The sequence below is a fragment of the Micromonospora sp. RL09-050-HVF-A genome, assembly GCF_019374995.1.
Classification (GTDB): domain Bacteria; phylum Actinomycetota; class Actinomycetes; order Mycobacteriales; family Micromonosporaceae; genus Micromonospora; species Micromonospora antibiotica.
Genome location: NZ_JAGKQP010000002.1, coordinates 2,085,094 through 2,105,047, shown reverse-complemented (window position 1 = coordinate 2,105,047; position 19,954 = coordinate 2,085,094). Strand labels below are relative to the sequence as shown.

At 71.2% G+C, this 19,954-nt stretch carries 17 protein-coding genes; 10 read left to right on the top strand and 7 right to left on the bottom strand.

The window, feature by feature from the left end:
• Positions 1-21 precede the first annotated feature (21 nt).
• Positions 22-1,839: a phosphopantetheine-binding protein gene (locus J7462_RS33570; protein WP_374197569.1), complete on the top strand. Its 1,818-nt coding sequence runs from the start codon at positions 22-24 to the stop codon at positions 1,837-1,839.
• A gap of 395 nt (positions 1,840-2,234) precedes the next feature.
• On the opposite strand, the gene J7462_RS09130 is transcribed toward J7462_RS33570, so the two are convergent.
• The gene (locus tag J7462_RS09130) at positions 2,235-2,828 is read right to left on the bottom strand and encodes a TetR/AcrR family transcriptional regulator (RefSeq protein WP_219463473.1); all 594 of its coding nucleotides are present in this window, start codon (positions 2,826-2,828) and stop codon (positions 2,235-2,237) included.
• A 105-nt stretch (positions 2,829-2,933) separates the two neighbouring features.
• Between J7462_RS09130 and J7462_RS09125 the strand changes: the two genes are divergently transcribed.
• Both J7462_RS09125 and J7462_RS09120 read left to right on the top strand, forming a co-directional pair.
• A complete protein-coding gene (locus J7462_RS09125; protein WP_219463470.1) occupies positions 2,934-3,311 on the top strand; it encodes a VOC family protein in 378 nt (125 codons plus the stop codon).
• A gap of 424 nt (positions 3,312-3,735) precedes the next feature.
• Positions 3,736-5,049 carry a phenylacetate--CoA ligase family protein gene (locus tag J7462_RS09120; RefSeq protein WP_219463468.1) on the top strand — a complete coding sequence of 438 codons (1,314 nt, stop codon included), beginning with the start codon at positions 3,736-3,738 and terminating at the stop codon, positions 5,047-5,049.
• Here J7462_RS09120 and J7462_RS09115 read toward each other — a convergent pair.
• A complete protein-coding gene (locus J7462_RS09115; RefSeq protein ID WP_219463466.1) occupies positions 5,021-6,043 on the bottom strand; it encodes a peptidogalycan biosysnthesis protein in 1,023 nt (340 codons plus the stop codon). The genes J7462_RS09120 and J7462_RS09115 overlap by 29 nt on opposite strands.
• A gap of 208 nt (positions 6,044-6,251) precedes the next feature.
• Here J7462_RS09115 and J7462_RS09110 point away from each other — a divergent pair, with 208 nt between their 5' ends.
• On the top strand, positions 6,252-7,346 hold the full coding sequence (locus J7462_RS09110) for a UDP-galactopyranose mutase (protein ID WP_219463464.1): 1,095 nt from the start codon (positions 6,252-6,254) through the stop codon (positions 7,344-7,346).
• On the opposite strand, the gene J7462_RS09105 is transcribed toward J7462_RS09110, so the two are convergent.
• Complete coding sequence (locus J7462_RS09105; RefSeq protein ID WP_219463463.1) at positions 7,343-8,020, bottom strand: hypothetical protein; 678 nt, start codon at positions 8,018-8,020, stop codon at positions 7,343-7,345. The genes J7462_RS09110 and J7462_RS09105 overlap by 4 nt on opposite strands.
• Positions 8,017-9,798, bottom strand: a complete 1,782-nt coding sequence (locus J7462_RS09100) for a carbamoyltransferase C-terminal domain-containing protein (RefSeq protein WP_219463461.1) — start codon at positions 9,796-9,798, stop codon at positions 8,017-8,019. Before J7462_RS09100 ends, J7462_RS09105 begins: the two co-directional genes overlap by 4 nt.
• 284 nt (positions 9,799-10,082) lie before the next feature.
• On the opposite strand from J7462_RS09100, the gene J7462_RS09095 reads away from it, so the two are divergent.
• Genes J7462_RS09095 through J7462_RS09085 form a run of 3 tightly spaced genes read left to right on the top strand, consistent with a single transcriptional unit; the run spans position 10,083 to position 13,604 of the window.
• Positions 10,083-11,036 carry a glycosyltransferase family 2 protein gene (locus J7462_RS09095; protein ID WP_219463459.1) on the top strand — a complete coding sequence of 318 codons (954 nt, stop codon included), beginning with the start codon at positions 10,083-10,085 and terminating at the stop codon, positions 11,034-11,036.
• Positions 11,033-12,232, top strand: a complete 1,200-nt coding sequence (locus tag J7462_RS09090) for an ATP-grasp domain-containing protein (protein ID WP_219463457.1) — start codon at positions 11,033-11,035, stop codon at positions 12,230-12,232. The genes J7462_RS09095 and J7462_RS09090 overlap by 4 nt, the downstream gene beginning before the upstream one ends.
• A gap of 19 nt (positions 12,233-12,251) precedes the next feature.
• Positions 12,252-13,604 (top strand): hypothetical protein, encoded by a 1,353-nt coding sequence (locus tag J7462_RS09085; RefSeq protein ID WP_219463455.1) that lies wholly within the window; start codon positions 12,252-12,254, stop codon positions 13,602-13,604.
• A gap of 68 nt (positions 13,605-13,672) precedes the next feature.
• Here J7462_RS09085 and J7462_RS09080 read toward each other — a convergent pair whose 3' ends face one another.
• From J7462_RS09080 to J7462_RS09070, 3 genes are all read right to left on the bottom strand, one after another.
• A complete protein-coding gene (locus tag J7462_RS09080; RefSeq protein WP_219463454.1) occupies positions 13,673-14,221 on the bottom strand; it encodes a hypothetical protein in 549 nt (182 codons plus the stop codon).
• A 284-nt stretch (positions 14,222-14,505) separates the two neighbouring features.
• The gene (locus tag J7462_RS09075) at positions 14,506-14,832 is read right to left on the bottom strand and encodes a TraR/DksA C4-type zinc finger protein (protein ID WP_208569987.1); all 327 of its coding nucleotides are present in this window, start codon (positions 14,830-14,832) and stop codon (positions 14,506-14,508) included.
• Between the two features lie 82 nt (positions 14,833-14,914).
• Positions 14,915-15,889: an acetylserotonin O-methyltransferase gene (locus J7462_RS09070; protein WP_255598369.1), complete on the bottom strand. Its 975-nt coding sequence runs from the start codon at positions 15,887-15,889 to the stop codon at positions 14,915-14,917.
• Between the two features lie 374 nt (positions 15,890-16,263).
• Between J7462_RS09070 and J7462_RS09065 the strand changes: the two genes are divergently transcribed.
• The 3 genes from J7462_RS09065 to J7462_RS09055 all read left to right on the top strand — a co-directional run bounded on the left by J7462_RS09065 (position 16,264) and on the right by J7462_RS09055 (position 19,931).
• Positions 16,264-17,610, top strand: coding sequence for a replication-associated recombination protein A (locus tag J7462_RS09065; RefSeq protein WP_374197508.1), 1,347 nt, complete (start codon positions 16,264-16,266; stop codon positions 17,608-17,610).
• Between the two features lie 186 nt (positions 17,611-17,796).
• On the top strand, positions 17,797-18,270 hold the full coding sequence (locus J7462_RS09060) for a DUF488 domain-containing protein (protein WP_308290839.1): 474 nt from the start codon (positions 17,797-17,799) through the stop codon (positions 18,268-18,270).
• A complete protein-coding gene (locus tag J7462_RS09055) occupies positions 18,267-19,931 on the top strand; it encodes an asparaginase domain-containing protein (RefSeq protein ID WP_219463449.1) in 1,665 nt (554 codons plus the stop codon). The genes J7462_RS09060 and J7462_RS09055 overlap by 4 nt, the downstream gene beginning before the upstream one ends.
• Positions 19,932-19,954: the final 23 nt, after the last annotated feature.

Here is a 19,954-nt window from a genome sequence, read left to right as displayed (position 1 = left end):
GGCTATCTCAACCTGGCGGAGATGAACGCCGAACGGTTCGTGGCGGACCCCCGTCGCGCCGGCGCCCGCCGGTACCGGACCGGTGATCGGGCGCGCTGGCGTCACGACGGCACACTGGAGTTCCTGGGCCGGCTCGACGATCAGGTGAAGATCCGAGGATTCCGGGTCGAGCCGGCCGAGGTGCACGCCGCGCTGGTCACCGACGAGCGGATAGCCGACGCGGCGGTGACCGTGGTCCGCAACGACGATGGCGACCGCCAACTGGTCGCCTACTTGGTGGCCGCGACGGACGACCTGGACGTCCGTCAGATCCGGGGCCGGCTCGAGGAGACCCTGCCGCGCTACCTGCAGCCGGCGTTCCTGGTGCCCGTTCCCGGCCTCCCGCTGACCCGGCACGGAAAGGTGGATTTCGCCCGGCTGCCGGACCCGCGTGTCGGATTCGAGCCGACCGTCGACGAGTACGTGGCTCCGACGACGGATCTGGAGCGACAGCTCGCGGCCATCTGGTGCCAGGTCCTCAAGGCCGATCGGGTGGGCATCGACGACGACTTCTTCGAGTTGGGCGGCGACTCGATCATCAGCATCCAGATCGTCGCCCGGGCACGGCGTGCCGGTGTGCGGGTGTCGCCACGGGACATCCTCGACGCCCGGACGATCCGCCGGCTGGCCGCGCAAGGAGTCGGCAAACAGTTGGAAGCCGTACCGGAGGTCGCCGCGGTGACCGGCGAGCCCTTCCGGCTCAGCCCGATCCAGCGATGGTTCCTGGAACAACCGCTGCCGGCCCGTGAGCACTTCAACATGTCGCAGCTGTTCGAGCTGGACGCGCACGTCGACCTGGATCTGCTGCGCCAGGCACTGGCCGCCCTGGTGGAGCACCACGACGCACTGCGGCTGCGACTGGTGGGCCCGCCGGACGCCCCGGCCCAACAGTACGGCGACGAGACGGCCGTCGACCTGGTCCGCCTCGACCTGTCGGGCCGCCCGGAAGCGGAGCAGTGGGGGCGACTGGAACAGCACGCCGCCCGGCTGCAACACCAGATGCAGGCAGCCATGTCGAGCGCCTCATCGCTCGGCCTGACCGTCCGCAATGGTGCCGTCCTGCACAACTCGAACGCGCTCACCCTGAGGCTGGAGCCCTGCGCCGTGCTCGCCCGGGTCGCGCCGGCAGCGAACCAGTGTGCCCAGCTTGAAGTGGATGTTGCTCGGCGGTTGGCCGAGGTCGGGAGTCCGGTGGCCGCGCTGGAGTCGCTCGAGGTGTTTATCCGGGGTGACTACGTGGTCACCTTCTGGATCTACTACGAACCGGCGACTACTCAGTCACTGTCGAACGCGGAGTATGTCGGCGCGCTCGAACGTCTGCATGCCGGGATGCGTAAGGTCGACCTGCCCGTCCCGCATTTCACGGACCGGGTTTCTGCGGCGCAGACGCTCGTGGCCGACCATGCCCGAACGCCGGAACTGGTTGACTCGGATCGGGTCTTCCTCGCCAGCACGTTGGACCGTATGCGGCGCGCGGTCAGCGAGAGGGGCCGACCCGAGCAGCTTCTGCACGGTGAACCCCACCCAGGCAACCTGCTCTCGACCCGGACCGGCCCGCTCTTCATCGACTTCGAGACCTGTTGCCGGGGGCCGGTCGAGTTCGACCTGGCCTACGCACCCGACGACGTCGGTGACAACTACCCGGGCGTCGATCGCCGGCTGCTCCGAGATTGCCGGATCCTCATGCTGGCGATGATCACCACGTGGCGCTGGGATCGCGGGGACCAGTTTCCCGACGGCCATCGGCTCGGCGTTGAGTGGCTGAGCGAACTCCGGCACGCAGTGGCTCAGTCTGGATAGGTAAGTCGACCCGTCCTCGAAGGCGCAGCCCGGCCCCGCCCGCGTGGGCCGCGCGCGGCCCACGCTGCGGCTATGGCGGACTCTCGGTCGAGGCTCCGATGGTCGGCCGGAACTACTACCGGGTCGGTGTTCGGCTCCGTGACGGCGGGTCGCTGAGCATCCTCTTCAACGCGGCAGCCAACCTGGTCGCCGGGGCTCAGCGGCATGATCCCGGTCACCTACCACCAGCCGCAACGGCTCGGTGACCTGCTGTTCAACTGGTTCGACGGAGGGCGCCTCGCGCGCCCTCCGCGGCAAATCCGTTAGCCGCCAGGGCCGCAGGGCCATGCGTAGTCGTGCACGCGCGTGACGGAATCGTAGTGACCGCCTGTCGCCCGGCGTGCGAAGCCTAACGATCACGGGGAACGGGGCGGCATGCCGAATTGGTCAAGGGCGGCCTCGACGACACGTCGAATGAACGCGGCGTCGAGAGGCTCCCGGGAGAACCAGCGGCGGTAGAACAGGGGGCCGGCGATGAGGGCGGTGACGTCGTCCTGCCTGCAATCCGTGGTGAGCTCGCCCCGGGCCCGCGCGCGTTCGGCGACCACGCCGAACGGAGCCAGCAACCGAGCATGCAGGTCCGCCTGAAGGCCGGCCAACTCGGGCTCACGCTCAGCGGCATCGATGATGGAGGGCAGGACCGTCGCCCACCGGGCGCTGCGTAGCTGCTCGGCCAGTTCCTCGGCCAGTGCGGCGAGATCCCCGCCGAGGCTACCCGTATCGGGGACCGGGGGCGCCGACCCGATCGTCGAGCATGCCTCGACCAGCAGTGCGGCCCGCGACGGCCAATGGCGGTAGATCGTGGTCTTGGACACGCCGGAACGCCGTGACACCTCGTCGATACTGACGCCACCCATCCCACCTGACGACAGCAACTCGTATGTCTGGGCGAGCACGGCCGCCTTGGATCGCTGGACTCGGACGTCGACGAAGTCCTCGGATCGGGCCACGTTGTGATCTCCGCATCTCTGCACACCGAAGAAACAGTACGGTACAGTACCGTACTGTTTCGGGGAGCCGGACGGTCCGGCCCCTGGAAGCAGCGGGAGAACGCCATGAAGCTCGCCTCGATCCGTCTCGTCACCGACGACCTGCCCGCCCTGACCGCTTTCTACTCCGCGCTCACGAACACCGAGCCGGTGACCCCCTTCGGGCCCGGTGACTACGCCGAACTGCACACCGCGGGCAGCATCATTGCGCTGGCCGCCGGCGCTGCGGTCAAGCGTTACAACAACGGCGCGGCCGAGGCCGCCGCCAACCGGTCCGCGATCCTCGAATTCGAGGTCGACGACGTCGACGCCGAACGCGCCCGCCTGGGCGAGCAGGTCACCGACTGGGTTCAGGAACCCACCACCCAGCCGTGGGGCTACCGGTCGATGCTCTTTCGCGACCCCGACGGCAACCTCATCAACCTCTACTCCACCGGCCACTGAACGGCACCGGGCAGATGAAGATCAGCGGCAACACCAGCTTCATCGCGGGCGCCACCTCCGGCATCGGACTCGGCCTCGCCGTGCGGCTCCGGCAACGGGGCAACACGGTCCTCGTCGGTGGCCGCTGAGCAGACCGGCTCGCCGACATCCGCACCGAGCGCCCCGACATCGACACCGTGCTCATCGACACGACCGACCCCGGCTCCATCACCGCCGCCGCAGACGAGATGCTCGGCCGGCACCCGGCCTCAACGGCTTCGTCGCCATGGCCGGCCGAGCCGGGTAGAGAAGCGGTTCGTCACCGCGGTGACCTCGATGAACCGCGTCGTCGTCCGGTCCCGACTCGGGGGTCGGATCGGGCACCTGACGCCCGAGCGGCGACCCGCTACGGTGGCGTGGTGCCTACCGACATCCATGGGCCCCGATGAGCGGGGGCCTCGCCGTCGCCGTACGCGAGCTGCGGCACCTGCCGGCGGTCTGGCGGGCACCGCACCGTGCCCCCGAACGTACCCGCGCACTGGCGCTGGAGGGTGTCAACGCGCTGCTGCGACACTGTCGTGAGCGGGTGCCGGCCTTCGCCGACTATCCGGCCGGGCCCCTGGCGAGCCTGGACGAGCTGGCCGGGCTGCCCATCCTGACCAAACGCGCCGTGCTCGACGCGGGCGCGGAGTCCTTTCACACCCGGGGACTCGCCGCCGGGGCCTACCGGACGGACGTCACCAGCGGTACCACCGGAACGCGGCTGCACATCCGCCACGACGTCGACGCGTACGGCTATCACGGCGCGACCGTACTGCGGCGCTTCCTGCTGTCGGGCTACCGTCCATGGTGGCGGATCGCGCACATCAAGCCGTTCCCCCGGCCGGTGCGCTGGTTCCAGCGACTGGGCCTGTTCCCGCGGGTGGTGGTGCCGGCCGGCCAGTCCGACGCGGCGATAGCACGGGCGGTCCTCGCCGTCCGACCCCAACTGATCATGGGCTATCCGGTGGTCCTGCGGGGTCTGCTGCGCGCCCTCGACCCTGGTGAGCTGGCCCGGCTACGGCGCGGTCTCAAGCTGGTGATGACCGACTCGGAGCTGTTGACCGACGAGGTCGCGGCGCAGTTCACCGAGCGGTTCGGGGTGCCGGTGTACGACGAGTACTCGGCGTACGAGGTGCTGACGGTGTCGAGTGGCTGCGCGGCGGGCGCGATGCACGTCGACGAGGACCGGGTGTGGCTGGAGATAGTGGACGAGGCGGGCACGCCGGTCCCCGAGGGGGTCACCGGTTCGGTGGTGGTGACGCACTTCCGTGAGCGCGCCATGCCGTTGCCGCGCTACCAGTTGGGTGACCGGGCGTACGTCCTGCCGGCGGGTTGCCCGTGCGGTAGCCGGTTCCGCCGGATGCGGCTGGTCGACGGGCGCACCAACGACTTCGTCACGCTGCCCGGCGGCCGACGGGTGTACAGCGGCGTCTTCCTCGCGTTGGCGATGCACACGCCCGGCGTGGCGGAGTGCATGATCCGGCAGGACGAGGCCGGCCAGGTCACGGTTCACCTGGTGCCCGAGGCTCCCGGCGAGGCGGCCTTCGCCGCCGCGTGCGTCGCGTTCGAGCAGGCCCTGGGCGAGGCGGTGGACGCCCCCGTCGTACCGCGGTTCGTGCGGGCGGAGCGGATCGCGCTGACACCGGGCGGCAAGGGCCGCTTCGTCGAGTCGGCCTACCGGCCGGGGGTCACCGGGCCCCGCGCGGAAAGGGGATGAGCACGGCCCACTGACGGATCATCTCATGGCCGAGACGGCGCTTCTCCACGAGGCTGCCCTGACCGCTGAGGAAGCCACGGCGGCCGGTGTCGATGCACCAGCGGGCCAGTTCGAGGTTGTTGTGGTACCACAGGTCCCGACGGCCGCCCTCGGCCACCGAGAACGCGCCCCAGCCGGCCGAGAGCGGCAGATCCGGGTGGTCGAAGATCACGTTGAGGGCGATGAGCCGGTCGCCGTCGCGGTAGCCGTTGAGGTGGACGCCGGGCGTGGTGACCTGTGCGGCGGCCATGGCCGGGGACATGAACCGTTTGGGCAGCCACCACTTGTCGTGGTGGCGGTTCACGACGCTCGCGATCAGCTCGCACAGCTGTGCCGGCTGGACCGGGACCGGCTCCCCCCGCAGCGTGCTCGCCACGTGCAGGTCCGACGCGGCGACCCCGGCCAGGATCCGGCGCAGGTCGTAGCGTCGGCCCCGGCCCAGCGACCGCAGGTAGTCCTCCAGCGAGGCGAACCGGTTGGGGAACCACGCGATGGGGCCGCCCTCCCGGACGATCGCCGGTCGGGTCAGCAGCGCGGGCAGGGACTCGGCGGACACCTGACGGAACATCAGGCCGCGTACCCGCCCGCCGTGGGCCTCCCGCAGCGCGGAGCGGAGCGCGCCGATGGTGTCGGTCAGCGCGGCTCCGTCGGCCCCGGCGGCGAGCGTGACGCCCGGCAGCGCGCTGGAGGAGAGGCTGTCGACGTCGACGATTCCGGCCAACGGGACCGTGGAGCGGCCCGTCCGTAGCCCGTGGAAGCGACCGGTGACCAGCCCGACGACGTCGGATCCATGCCGGACCGTTGCGGCGATGACCGTCCGTCGGCTCGCCGCTGCCCGGACGAGCGGCCAGGACCACGCCGCCATCAGGTGTTCCTTGGCCATGAAGGCGTCCCAGCCCGCAGGGGCGTCGGCTACGTGGGGATCGTGCAGCGTGACCGTGAGCCCGTCGTTCATGCCCGACCCGCCTTCATATCCGCCGACCATACCGTCCGTCGGCCAGGGCACCCGATGCCGTCTCGTCCTTGGCGCGGCGGCCGGGCCCGGCCAAGCGGTGGCGCGGCGGCCGGGTTCGACCAAGCGGTGGCACGGCGGCCGGCCGGCCGGCCGGCGGGCGGGTGAGGGTGTGGACCCGGATACGCGCGCGACCCATTACCATCCGGCGATGGGTTGCGTGCGGGTGATCGGGGCGGGGCTGGCCGGCGCGACCGTCGCTCATCTCCTGCACGTGGCGGGCCGTGCCGTCGAGGTCGTCGAGGGCGATCCCACCTGGGGCGGCCAGCTCCGCACGGCCTCGGCCGCGGGCATTCTCTACGAGCCGGCCGGCGCGCACATCTTCCACACCGCCGACGCCGAGGTGTGGCGGCTGGTGACGGGTCTGGTCCGCTTCCTGCCGTACCGGCACACCGTGCGCACCGAGGCGTTCGACCGCGAACTGAGCTGGCCGCCCCAGTTGTCGGAGCTGCGTACCCTGCCCCGGTGGCCGCAGATCGCGCGCGAGTTGGCCGCCCGCCCCGCCCGGCCCGACCCCGCCAACTTCGAGTCCTGGTCGGTGGGTCTGTTGGGGGAGACGCTGTACCGCGAGCTGATCGAGGGGTATACCCGCAAGCAGTGGGGCGAGGATCCCCGGAACCTCTCGGCCGGGTGGGCACCCAAGCGTATCGAGCTGCGCGACGACGGTTACACCGATCTGTTCCGTGACCCTCACCAGGGCTGGCCGGAGGGTGGCTACCCGCGGCTGGTCGACGCGCTGCTGCGGGACGTACCGGTGGTCATGGGCCGTCGGGTCACCGTCGACGACTGGGACGAGGTGTGCGCGGGCGCGGACGCGGTCGTGGTCACCTGCGCACTCGACGAGTTCTTCGCCGAGCACCTGGGCCGGCTGCCCTGGCGTGGGGTACGGCTGGTCAACCACTACCTGCCGGGGGTGGAGCACGCGCTGACGTGCGGGGTGGTGAACACCCCGAGCCCGCTCAAGCCGCACACCCGGGCCATCGAGACGAAGTGGATGAGCGGCCAGACCGGGCCGGGCACCGTGGTCAGCTACGAGTATCCGGGTGCGCCCGCGCGCCACTACCCGATCGACGACGTGCAGGGGGCCAACCGGGCACTGGCCCGCCGCTACCTTGAGGAGCTGGCGGGTTTGCCCGGCCCGCCCCGCTACGTGGCCGGACGACTGGCCACGTACACCTACATCGACATGGACCAGGTCGTCCGTCAGGCGCTCAACACCGCCCGCCGGATCCTCGGCGAGGTCTAGGGCGCGGCGAGCGGGCGTTCGGCCGGGGTGGGTGTCGCCGCCCAGCCGTCGAAGCGGGCCGCCCACCGGTCCAGCGGCAGCGCCAGGATCACCGCCGCGAGCAGCAGGTGGACCGCGCAGAACACGATCGCGACCGTCGCGGTGGGCGGACCACCGACGAACACCGTGATGTGTGACGCCCAGTGCAGCACCCGTGGTCTCGGGCCGTCCCAGTCGTTGGTGTAGTAGAACGACAGGTCGTTGAGGCCGGAGATCAGGACCAGGATCGCGGCCAGGCCCGCCCGCAGCACCCGGCCCGCCGACGCACCACCGAGCCGGTACGCGAAGAGCACGGCGAGCACCGTGAACGCGTTCAGGAAGATCGTCCACTGGTACAACCGGGGAAACGCCGCGTCCTGGTCGGCGGCTTCGGCGTAGCCGAAGATGTGGTCGACGTTGAGGGTGTCCACCACTGCCATGTAGCCGACGAACAGCACCCCCAGCAGTGCCAGGCCGAGCCCCGGGCGCTGGGGGAAGTAGGCGACCGCGAGCACCGCGCACAGCAGCGGCGCGGTCTTGAGCAGCACCTCGCCCAGGTGGTCGATGGTGCGGTCCGGCGGCAGCACCAGCATGATCAGCGCGGCGAGGACGCCGCCCACCGTCGCCGGCAGCAGCCACCACCAGCGGCGGATCACTTCTGGGTCCAGAAGGGGCCGAGGGCCAGGGCGTCCATACCGGTACGCAGGTAGCACCGCACGGCGTCGGCCGGCGTCCGCACGATCGGCTCCTCGTTGTCGTTGAACGACGTGTTGACCACCATCGGCACTCCGGTGAGTTCGTCGAACCGGGTGATGAGCCGGTGGTAGAGCGGGTTGTCGGTGGCCGAGACGGTCTGCACACGGGCCGTCCCGTCGACGTGGGTGATCGCCGGCACCCGCTCGCGTTGGTGCTCCAGGACGTCGAAGACCAGCAGCATCACCGGTGACGGGTAGTCGGAGGCGAAGTACTCCCCGGAGCGCTCGGCCAGGCAGGAGGGCGCGAACGGCCGGAACGGCTCACGGTGCTTGACCTTCTCGTTGAGCCGGTCCTTGGTGTCCCTGCCGCGCGGGTCGGCCAGGATCGACCGGTTGCCCAGCGCCCGCGGCCCGCACTCCATGCGCCCCTGGAACCAGCCGACGATTTTGCTGTCGGCCAGGGCCCGCGCGGTCGTCTCGGTGATGTCGTCGGTGCGCTCGTAGGGCAGACCCGCATCCGCCAGCGCCTTCTCCATCTCCGCCTCGGTGTACTGAGCCCCGAGGAAGATGTAGCCGCCGGTGGGCCGGGGCTGGCCGAGGCTCGCGCCGACCTGCAACGCCGCGCCGAGTGCCGAACCGTCGTCGGCCGCGGCGGGCTGGGCGAAGAAGTCCTCGAACGGGGTCTCCAGCAGGATCCGCCCGTTCATGACGCTGTTGAGCGCCACCCCGCCTGCGGTGACCAGGCGGGTCTCACCGGTGTGCCGCTGTAGCCAGCGGGCGACGTGCAGGCCCGCCTCCTCCAGGGTGGTCTGTAGGCCGTACGCGATGTCGGCGTAGTACTGGGGCACCTCGTCACGGCTACGCGGGCGCGGTGGGCCGAAGCGTTCCAGGAACTTGGCCGACATCTGGTGCTTGCCCGTGGCGTGGTGGCGGAACCAGCTCAGATCGAGCTCGTAGTGCCCGTCGGGCAGCAGCCGGACCAGTTCCCGCATCGCCTCGACGTGGGTCGGCTCGCCGTAGGCGGCCAGCCCCATCACCTTTCCCTCGTCGCGGGTGGGGTGGAAGCCGAGGTAGCTGGTGACGCAGGCGTACAGGGCGCCCAGTGAGTGCGGGAAGCGCACCCGGCGCACGTCGCGGATCCGGTCGCCCTCGCCGACGGCGAGGTAGGTCGATGTGCCGTCGCTGCCGATGCCGTCCCAGGTGATGATCGCGGCGTGGTCCCACGGCGACAGGAGGTACCCGCTGGCCGCGTGGGACAGGTGGTGGTCGACCAGGTGCACCTTGAAGCGCACCGGCCCGGTGTGGCCGACCGCCTCGCACAGGATCTTCTTCATCGTGTACGACCGGCGCAGGTGCAGCAGGAGCGCGCCGCCGACGTGGTAGTCGTCGGAGTGCGACTGCACGCCTCCGGAACGGATCGTGGCGGCGATCCCCGACGCCTTGCCGCCGTAGCTGCCCGCGTCGTTGCGCAGTACCGCAAGCGTCGCCGGCAGGTGCGTGACGAAGTGCTTGAGCGCGTGTGTGACCTCCTTGCGGGCCTGCCAGAAGTAGGCGACGTGGTCCACCTCGGCCAGGGTGATGCCGGCCGTCGCCAGGCACTCGCGGATGGCCCGCGCCGGGAACGTCCCGTCGTGCTTCACGCGGGAGACCCGCTCCTCCTCCACGAAGGCCACGATGCGGCCGTCGTGCACCAGCCCGGCTGCCGAGTCGTGATGCTGGTTGATGCCCAGCACGTACATGCGATTCTCCGATCCCCATCGACTGGATGCTTGAGCTTGCCGCGTAACGGCGGCTTCGACAACATTTGCCGGGCTGTCATTTTCCTATTCGGAGGGCATATCTACTGAGATACCTGAATTCGGGCAGGGGGTATGGGGAATCGAAGCATACCGCTATTGTGGGGGTCGTTTGCGTGCCGGCTTCACCTGTGCCGGTGCCACTGGTGGCGCGACGATGTGCCGGAAAGGCGGCCGTATTGCCGGGTATCGACCAAGGCGGCGACGGGTTCGCTCTGACCGTCGTCGTGCCATGTCTGAACGAGGCGGACAATATCGACGCCCTCCACGGGGAAATTGTCGCCGAGTTGTCCGGATACGCCGGCCTGGAGATCCTGTTCATCGACGACGGCAGCACCGACACCACCCTGGACCGGTTCCGTGCACTGGCGGAAAAGGACCATGCGGTGTCCTACCTGTCCTTCACCCGCAACTTCGGGCTGGAGGCGGCGTTCTCGGCGGGCTACCGTTATGCCCGCCACCCCTGGATCCTGCACCTGGACGCCGACCTCCAGTTTCCGCCCGCCGAGGCGCACAAGCTGATCGAACGGGCCCGCGAGGGCTACGACGCGGTCTTCGGCATCCGGGTGGACCGGCAGGACCGTCTGCTGCGTCGGGCCGCGTCCGGGCTGCACGATCTGATCGCCCGGCGGCTGCTGCGCATCGAGATCCCCGCCGGTGGCACCAGCTTCCGGCTGCTGCGCACCGACGTCGCCCGCCGGGTCGTGGACCTGCGCCTGGCCACGCCCTACTTCATGGCGACCCTGCCCCGGCTGACCGGTGCCTGGACGACCGTCCCCACCGCGCACCGCGCCCGTCGCAGCGGCGAGGCCAAGGTGACCGTACGCGGTCTGGCCCGGCACGCCGTGGAGCTGTTCATGTCCCACTCTCCGCGCCCGGTCGTCGCAGCCGGGCAGGTCAGCCTCGTCGCCGCCGCACTGGCGCTGGCCGGCGCGCTCTGCGCCCTGCTGCCCGGCCGCCTGCCCGCCGCCGCGGCCCTGCTCGGGCTGGCGCTGGCCGCCGGCCTGGCCAGCCTGGCCGTCGTCGCCCGGTACCTGCTGCACATCGCCCGGCCGCCGGGCCGACTGCCGCAGTTCCTGATCCGCGAGGCCAACATCACGACCGCCGCCGAGGACACGCTCGCACCGCCCCCGGCGCGGCCGGCCCGCGCACCGCTACCCCTGCCGGAACACGCGGCATGAGAACCCTGGCCGTGCTCGGCGGCGCGGACGGGGCCATCACCACCCTCGCCACGGCGGCACGCCTCGGACTGCACACCATCTGCATCGACGCGCGTACCGACGCCCCCGCGATCTCCTACGCCGCGGAGTTCCTCAATCTGAGCACCCGTGACGTGCCCGGGGTCGCCGCCGCGCTCGCCGCGCGCGACGACGTCGTCGGCGTCGTCTCTCCCGCCAGTGACGTCAACCTGCCCGCCCAGTACCAGTTGTCGGAGCTGCTCGGCCTCCCCAACGGGCTCTCCCCGCAGGCCCTGCGCGCCTCCGTCGACAAGGGATACTTCCGCGCGGTCTGCGACCGGCTGGGCCAACCCGGACCCAGGTTCGTGCAGGACAGGCCCGAGGCCGTGGTGAGCGGCTGCGGGGACCTGCGCTACCCGGTGATCGTGAAACCGACCGACTCCAGCGGCGGACGCGGCATCAGCCTGTGCGCGTCACCCGCCGAGGTGCCCGCCGCCGTGGACGCCGCCGCCGCGTACTCCGCCGCGGGCATCGTGATCGTCGAGGAGTTCCTCGACGGCGAGCACTACGCGGTGGAGGCCGTGGTCGCCGACGGCGAGATCGTGCTCTTCGGGCTCGGCGCACGTACCCTCACCGAGCCGCCGCACTTCGTCACCCTCGAACACGTCATGCCCGGAGCGGACGCGGACCTCGTCGCCCGCTGCCGGGCCACCACCGAGGAGATCGTCGCCGCGCTCGGCTACCGGTGGGGGTCGCTCAACGCCGACCTGCTCGTCGACCGCGACAACCGGGTGATCGTCATCGAACTGGGGGCGCGCCTGGGCGGCAACGGGTCGGCCGAGCTGCTCGGTCTCGTGCACGGCGTCGACGTCACCGCCGCGTACGTGGCGATGGCCGTCGGCGAGCGGCCCGACCTGACCCCCGGTCCGCCGTCCTGCGCGGCGATGCGGGTGCTGCGCGCCGCCCAGCCGGGCAAGCTGGTCGCCGTCCGTGGCGACGACACGGTACGGGCACTGCCCGGCCTGGTCGACTTCATCCTCGCGGTGAGTCCGGGCGACCACGTCGAGCCGTACCACCGGGCGGGCGCGAAGCTCGGCTACCTGCTGGCGACCGCCCCCGACCACGACCAGCTGCGTGCCACCCTGGCCGCCGTCGACGCCCACCTGCGGTTCGACGTACAGCCGCAAGAGCGGCCGTGAGCGGTCCCGACCCGGTCGCATGAGGACAACCGTCCCGGCCGCCCTGCCCCGGACGCGCATTGTGGTGGTCCTCCTGGCCGGACGCGGCGCATACCGGCTCGCCGTGTACGCCGCGGGACTGATCCTGCTGGCCGTGTGGGGTCCGGACGAGTTCGCCGCGTACGCGGGACCTGTCGGCGCGCTCGCCTGGTACACCGTGGCGGTGTCCAGCGGACCGGAGAAGGCCGCGCTGACCCTGATCGCGCGGCCCGGCGGCGCACACCTGCACCGGCTGATGCGCGCCATCGCGGTCACCGGGCTCGCCGTGCCGCTGGCCGGATGGCTGCTGCTGGTCGTGGCCGGCGCGGGGGACACGGCGGTCCGCTACGCCACCGCGGCCACCGCCGCCGGCGGGATCGGCTGCGCCACGGTCCTCGTCGCGCTGTACCGGCTGCGGGGTGCCCCGCTGGTCGATGGCGCGGCGTACCTCGCCGTCGCGGCGGCGTACGCGGTCGCGGTCACGCTGGCGCTGGCCGGAGCAGGCGCCACCCAGGTCCTCGCCGCGCTGGCCGCCGCCGGCATCGCGGTGAACGTCGCGCTGCTCGTCGGCCTCGTCCGCGGCGACCGGAGCACGCCCGCGCCCCCCGGGGACACGCCCGGTCCGGGAGCAGGTGCGGACACCGCACGGGAGCCGGCGACGGAGCACCTGGACCCGGCCCCGCACGGCGGTACGGCCCGACGTGCCGACTCGGCTGCGGGTCACGGGGACGCGGTCGCCTCCGACGTACCGGCGCTGCCACGCCGGGTCGCGCTGCGCGCCGCGGCGCTGCTCGGCGTGGCCGAACTGCTGGGCACGGCCGGCGCGTCGGCCCTGTACGCCGCCCTGGCCGCCCTGGGGGACGCCGCCGAGATCAGCCTCTTCTACGTGCTGGCAGTGGTCACGTCGGTGGTGTCCACCGGGTGGGGCTACCTGCTGCGCCTCGTCCAACCCGCCGTCGCGGACCGCTACGAACGGGCCGGCGAGCTGGCCGGCTGGCGGTCCGCCCGGCGGACGCTCGGCGCGACCATGGCGTTCGGGCTGCCTGCAGCGGTCGCGCTGACCGCCGCCTGCACCGCCGGGGCGGGACCGGACCTGGTCTATCCGGCGATCGCCGTGGAGATCGTGCTGTTCGGCGCGAACGCCGTGTCGGCGCTGCTTCTGGAGGTCAGCGGCGCGCGGGGTCGACGCTGGTCGGCGCAGGCGGCGGCGGCACAGTTCGCCGTCGTCGCCGGGGCCGGTTGGCTGCTCGTGCCGGTCACGGGCGCTCTCGGCGGCGTCGCCGCGCTGGTCGCCGGCGAGCTGGTCCGGGCGGCCCTGCTGTGGCTCGCCGCCGGCCGGGCGGTCAGGAGGTGAGGACCGGGTGGTCACGGGCTCCACTGTCCGGCGGGCCGCCGCCGGTACCGGCGGCGGCCCGGACCGGGTCAGCTGGGAACGTCCACCCGGCACCACACCTCGGCGTCCGCCAGGAACGCGCTGGATGATGTCGTCGGCTCGTGGGTCACCTGTGGTGACCCCGCCACGGCGACCCCGTCGACGGTCAGCCGCCCTTCGGCGCACGGCACGTACACGGTGGAGAGCAGGTTCGGGGTGCCGCCGAGGTCGAACTCGGGCACCCGGATCAGCCGCCGGTCGAGCGGCTCGTCGATCTCCACGACGACATCGGCCGCCTGTGCGCGGACACCCCGGGCCAGGTCGTAGTCGAGACGGACTGCGGTGTGCGTCACCGCCGGCGTGCCCCACGGCAGGCCCGCGACCTCCGGAAAATGCCTGGTGAACTCGTCGGTCAGCCACTGGCCGAGTTCCGGTCGTGGGGTCAGGATCCGGACCTCGCCCGCCTGCCACACCACGATCGCCTGCCCCGGGCCCCGTTCGGACCAGTCCACCCGCCACACCGACGCGAACGCGGTGCGCTCTCCGGCGGCGTCGAACAGGGTGAGTCCGGGGTTGGCACCGATCAGGCGTACCGACATCGTCATCCCTACCCCGCCACGAACCCGTCCGGACCGTGAACCTATCAGTGCTACCCGGGCGCGGGAACGAAGCCGGGACGGCGGATGACCCGACACTGAGGCGCAGTGCCTCCCGCACCGCAAGGCCGTCGCCGCGGTGGGTGGGCCGGAGAGGCATCCTCGTCGGGCGGTCGTTGCTGGCATCCTGTATCGACTCCCGGAGTGTGCGGGCGGCCGACACCGTCCACTGCGACACCCGCGGCTACGACAGCGGGAAGATTGCGGCACTCGCCCGCCTCACCGTCCTACGCACACGAGATGCAGTGGCGGGCGAACGGCCGCACGGCGAGTCGTTCCGCACCGATCGGTTGCTGGCAGCGCTCGCAGCGCCCGTAGGTCTCCGCCTCCAGCCTGAGCAGGGCGTCGTCGACCTCGGCGATCCGCGCCCGCGTCGCGGCGAGCAGCGCGATCAGCTGGGCGCGTTCGAAGCCGACGGTGGCACCCTCGGGATCGTGTTCGTCGTCGGCGTTCGAATCCCGCGATGCCGTGAACAGCGCCTCCAGATCCCGCGCCAGCGTCGCCGCCTCGGACTCCGCACCCGCCCGTAACCGCAGCAGCTCCTCCCGGATCATCGTCACAGTTTAGTACCGGAGGGACACACCAGCGGCTGATCCCGTTGGCCGGAGCGGCCGCTCCCGGCCGTCAACGGCCCGGTCAGGATGCCTGGCGGGGTGCGGCGACGACGGCGACGTGCTCCATCGGGAGCGCGCCGGTCCGCTCGACGTCCAATCCGGCGCGGCCGAGTAGCTCGGTGACGTGGTGGAGGCTCCGGTGCGCCCCGCCGGTGATCATCAGCAGGTGCAGATCCCACAGGGCCGGCAGCACGGACGGGTCCTCGTCGACGACGAAGCGGTCGAGGACCAGCAGCCGCGCCGTCGGGCCGGACATCGCCCGGCGACAGTTGTCGAAGGCCTGGACGACCGCGTCGTCGTCCCAACCGGCCAGCGCGCGGGACAGGATGTAGACGTCGCCGCCCGTCGGCACGCTGGTGAACATGTCGCCGCCGACGAGGGTGACCCGGTGGAGCCCGACGGTGGCGGCCAGGTGTTCGCCGGCCCTGGGCATCATGTGCTCGCGGTCGAACAGCACGCCCTTGGCGTCGGGTGTGGCCGCGAGGAGCGTGGAGAGCAGCTGCCCGCCGCCACCACCGACGTCCACGATGGTCTTGCCGCCGGTGAAGTCGAAGGCGGCCGGCACCTCATGGAAGAACATGTTGCCGGCGTTCATGGTGGCCTGGAACCGGCGGGCGGTGTCCGGGTCCCCGCTCAGGTAGTCGTAGAAGGAGCTGCCGTAGGCGGCCTCGAAGCCGGAGTTGACCGTGCCGATCGCGCGATGGGCGTGCCCCCACGCGGCGTAGTACTCCTCGCCGTGCAGCAGGCACATGTCGCGCATCGACGGTGAGTCGGAACGCAGCGCCTCGCTGATCGGGGTGCTGCGGTAGCCGCTCGTCTCGCTACCGTTGAACACGCGCATCGCCACCATGAGTCGCATGAGACGACGTATCCCCGCTGCGGAAGCGCCGCTTGCCGCGGCCAGTTCGTCGCTGGTGGTCCGGCCGGCGGCGACGTGATCCGGTAATCCGAGCTTGACCGCGGTGTAGAGAGCCTGTGCCTTCCACCCGCCGGTCATGACATCGACAATGTCCCGAGTGGCCTGTAGGTCGATTGCCATTCTTCCTCCGCCCGCACTGCCCTTCGCGACGACGGTGGCAACCGTACCCCGTAGGGAACTGCCGAGGAAGGGCTTTGGTGTCACGGACGCGCTCCGTTCGGCCAATGACCGGAGTGCGACAAAATTGATGTACAACAACGGTGGTTCCCGGCGTGCGCCGTGGCGAACCGCCGTTGTTGTATTGACGGGTTGCTCGCGGACGACGGGTTAGGGTGCGCACGACATACCCAGCTCACCGAAGGGGAGGGCCACCAAGCGTGTCCCAGCAGAGCACCGTCACAACGGATGACCGAGACGACGGAACGGACGACAGCGTCGAGACCCTGTTCGAATTGCCCGCACCGTCCTTCACCACCCCGCGCGCCGACCCACGGCCGCAGCCGGGTGCGGCGGCACCGGACGCCGGCCCGCTGGCGACCCGGATGCGACCCCGCACGATCGACGAGATCGTCGGTCAGGCTCACCTGCTGCGTCCCGGTGCCCCGTTACGCCGACTGCTCGAGGGCGCAGGCGCGGCCTCGGTGCTGCTCTACGGCCCGCCCGGCACCGGAAAGACCACGATCGCCCGGCTGCTGGCCACCGCCGGCACCCGCCAGTTCGTCGCCCTCTCGGCGCTGTCCAGCGGCGTCAAGGAGGTGCGCGACGTGATGGTCGAGGCCCGCCGCCGGCTCGACCGGCAGCACCGGCAGACCGTGCTGTTCATCGACGAGGTGCACCGCTTCTCCAAGACGCAGCAGGACGCGCTGCTCGGTGCGGTCGAGGACCGGCTGGTGCTGCTGGTCGCCGCCACCACCGAGAACCCGTCGTTCTCGGTGGTGACCCCGCTGCTGTCGCGCCTGCTGGTGCTGCAACTTCGCTCGTTGGGCGACACCGACGTCCGTGACCTGCTGCGTCGCGCCGCAGCGGATCCACGGGGCCTCGGCGGCGCGGTCACGCTGTCGGCCGAGGCCGAAGCCGCGCTGGTGCGGCTGGCCGCCGGTGACGCCCGCAGCGCGCTGACCGCGTTGGAGGCCGCCGCCGACGGGGTGCTGGCGACCGATGGCACCGAGATCGACGTGCCGGCCGTGGAACGGGCCGTCGCGGAGACGACCGTGCGATACGACCGGCAGGGCGACCAGCACTACGACGTCATCAGCGCCTTCATCAAGTCGATCCGTGGTTCGGACCCCGACGCCGCGTTGCACTATCTGGCCCGGATGCTGGTGGCCGGGGAGGACCCGCGGTTCGTCGCGCGGCGGCTCATCGTGCACGCCAGCGAGGACGTCGGTCTGGCCGATCCCACGGCCCTGCACGCGGCCGTCGCCGCGGCGCAGGCGGTGCAGTTGATCGGCATGCCCGAGGCGCGTCTCGCGCTGACGCAGGCCACTCTGCACCTCGCGATGGCGCCGAAGTCCAACGCGGTGATCGAGAGCATCGACGCGGCGATGTCGGACGTGCGCAGGGGTGCCGTGGACGACGTCCCCGCCCACCTGCGCTATGGGCGCTACAAGGGTGCCGCGGAACTCGGCAACGCGATCGGTTACCGCTATCCGCACAAGGTTCCGGACGGGGTGCTGGAACAGCAGTATCCGCCGGACGGTCTGGTGGGAAAGAACTACTACCACCCGAGTCGGCACGGTGGTGAGCGCACCCTTCGTGATCGACTCGCAGACCTCCGGCGCGTGATTCGTGGCGGCTGACACATAACACAGTGGACGGTCGATGCAAAAGAGTCGGGCGGGTGGTCGGATCGGCATTTTCGGTATGGCATTCGAACCGCTGTGTCGAGGGTCTCCAAGGGTAGTGTCGGGTGGGTCGACCAAGTATCAGGATGCGGATTGTGCGGCACCGCCATACGAGGGACCGGGATGCCAATGCATAGATTGGTGACAATCGGAGTCTACGATTTCGATCTCGAATCATTCCTGCTACGCCTGCGCGCCGCGGACGTCAGGCTGCTGTTCGACGTGCGCCAGCGCCGCGGGGTCCGGGGGCCCGACTACGCCTGGGCGAACGCGCGCCGGCTGCAGGAGGCCCTCGCCGGTGCGGGCATCGCCTACGAGCACCACCGCGAGTTGGCCCCGACCACCGAACACCGCCATCTGCAGTACGCCGAGGACGACCGCCAGGGCGTCGGTAAGCGGTCCCGCCGGGAGTTGGCTGCCGAGTACGTGCGCCGCTACACCGCCGAGGTCCTCGACCTCGCCGACCTGGTGCCGCTGCTCGCGGCGCTACCGACGCGGGGGCGGGCGGCGCTGTTCTGCGTCGAGCGCGATGCGGTGGCCTGTCACCGGTCGCTGATCGCCCGGCGGCTCACCGAGCAGCACGACGTGTCGGTCGAGCATTTGACCCCGGCATGACCGGCCTGACCCCGACGGGCGGGACCCGGCCCCGGATCGCGGTGTTCGCCGGGCCGACGGCGACCATCCTGAACACCCCCGACCTGGTCACGTCGAACAAGGCCCGGATCCGGCACGGCCTCGCACCCCGGCCGGGCCGGTTCGACGCACTGCGTCCGCAGCGGCTGGCGGCGCCGGTCACGGCGTACGTCGAGGCGTACAGCGCGCATCCACTCGAACGCGACGCGGCACACCTGTACGCGCCGCCGGACGGCTGGCTCGACACCGACGGCGCGTTCCACACCGCGCAGCCGGCCGGCGACGCCACCCCGGTGTTCGTCGTGGAGCTGCACCCCGACGACGGGCTGTACCCCCTGCCATACCTGGCGCGGCAGCGTGACGGTTCAGCGTGGGAGCAGGCCGCGACCACGCCGTACGCGCCACCGGAGGCGGCCCGGCAGACGTTCTACCCGGACGCTAGCCGCCTCTACGAGGAGATCGAACGGTTCGGGCTGGGCGATCACGGCACACCTGTCGAGTTCGGTTCGATCGCCGACTTCGACTTCTTCCGCGCGGCCCCGTCGGGTGGCTACACCACCGGTCCGGACGGGGAGCGGCTCGGCCGTGACTTCTTCGTCTACTACCCCTACCACCTGCAGAGTGAGCCGCACCTGGGTGACCTCGCCGGGGCGACCAACCAGGTCCAGGCCGTCCTCGCCGCGGGTGAGCACGACGGCGTGCAGTGGCTCGAGGGCAGCCCGACCGTGGACGAGACCCTCTACTGGCTCGGCCTGCTGATCGACACGACGGTTCCCCTCGTCGGCCACGCCGCCCAGCGGCGGCACCACTCGCTGAGCGCCGACGGCGACCGCAACGTGGTGGACGGAGTGAAGTACATCGCCTCCGGTGTCGCCCTCGACGCGCAGGGTGTCGACCGGGTCGGCGCCTGCGTGATCGTCGACGAACTCGTCTACACCGCCCGCGACGTGACCAAGGTCGACGCTCGACCGGGCGGATACGAAGTCACCGGCGGCCACGGGGGAATCGTCGCCGACCTGGGCGGGTACGGCCCCCCGCAGCTCACCTACCTGCCGACGCGTCGGCAGACCGCGCGCTCGCAGCTGCGCCTCACCGTGCTGCCGAAGGAGGTGAACGGCGTCGCCGGCTCGTTGGAGTCGGGCGTCACCCTGCTCGGTGTCGCGACGAGGGACGGGGACGGGCTGATCCCGGACGCCATGCCCAGGGTGACGATCACCAAGTACAGCCGCTACGCGGCGGAACCGGGCGGCGATCCCCGGGTGGGCGACGAGGTGGAGATCCTGGCCCGGATCCGGGCCAATCTCGCCGCCGCCCCGCTCGCCGGTTTCGTCTGCGAGGGCATGTCGCCGTTCGGGATGGCGGACCCGGCGAAGAACTCGGCGCTCGGGGTGGCCATCTTCGCGGGGATGCCGGTGGTTCGCACCGGCCGTGGCAACACCGGTGGCATGGCGTACCGGACGGATCCGACGTTCATCGTCGGCAACAACCTGACCGCGACCAAGGCCCGGTTGCTGCTGATGGCTGCCCTGCTCAAGTACGGCGCGTTGCCGCCGGCCGCGGACCCGTTCCGGCCCACCCACGCCGAGCGTGCGGTGACCGAGCAGGCGGTCGCCCGCTACCAGGCGTTGTTCGACACGCATTGACCTCGACGATCCCCGGCTGGAGA

Bases quoted from the DNA above. Each gene is read 5' to 3' on its own strand.
- J7462_RS33570 (WP_374197569.1), top strand. From the start codon at position 22: ATGAACGCCGAACGGTTCGTGGCGGACCCCCGTCGCGCCGGCGCCCGC.
- J7462_RS09125 (WP_219463470.1), top strand. From the start codon at position 2,934: ATGAAGCTCGCCTCGATCCGTCTCGTCACCGACGACCTGCCCGCCCTG.
- J7462_RS09120 (WP_219463468.1), top strand. From the start codon at position 3,736: ATGAGCGGGGGCCTCGCCGTCGCCGTACGCGAGCTGCGGCACCTGCCG.
- J7462_RS09115 (WP_219463466.1), bottom strand. From the start codon at position 6,043: ATGAACGACGGGCTCACGGTCACGCTGCACGATCCCCACGTAGCCGAC.
- J7462_RS09110 (WP_219463464.1), top strand. From the start codon at position 6,252: ATGGGTTGCGTGCGGGTGATCGGGGCGGGGCTGGCCGGCGCGACCGTC.
- J7462_RS09100 (WP_219463461.1), bottom strand. From the start codon at position 9,798: ATGTACGTGCTGGGCATCAACCAGCATCACGACTCGGCAGCCGGGCTG.
- J7462_RS09090 (WP_219463457.1), top strand. From the start codon at position 11,033: ATGAGAACCCTGGCCGTGCTCGGCGGCGCGGACGGGGCCATCACCACC.
- J7462_RS09085 (WP_219463455.1), top strand. From the start codon at position 12,252: ATGAGGACAACCGTCCCGGCCGCCCTGCCCCGGACGCGCATTGTGGTG.
- J7462_RS09080 (WP_219463454.1), bottom strand. From the start codon at position 14,221: ATGTCGGTACGCCTGATCGGTGCCAACCCCGGACTCACCCTGTTCGAC.
- J7462_RS09075 (WP_208569987.1), bottom strand. From the start codon at position 14,832: ATGATCCGGGAGGAGCTGCTGCGGTTACGGGCGGGTGCGGAGTCCGAG.
- J7462_RS09070 (WP_255598369.1), bottom strand. From the start codon at position 15,889: ATGACCGGCGGGTGGAAGGCACAGGCTCTCTACACCGCGGTCAAGCTC.
- J7462_RS09055 (WP_219463449.1), top strand. From the start codon at position 18,267: ATGACCGGCCTGACCCCGACGGGCGGGACCCGGCCCCGGATCGCGGTG.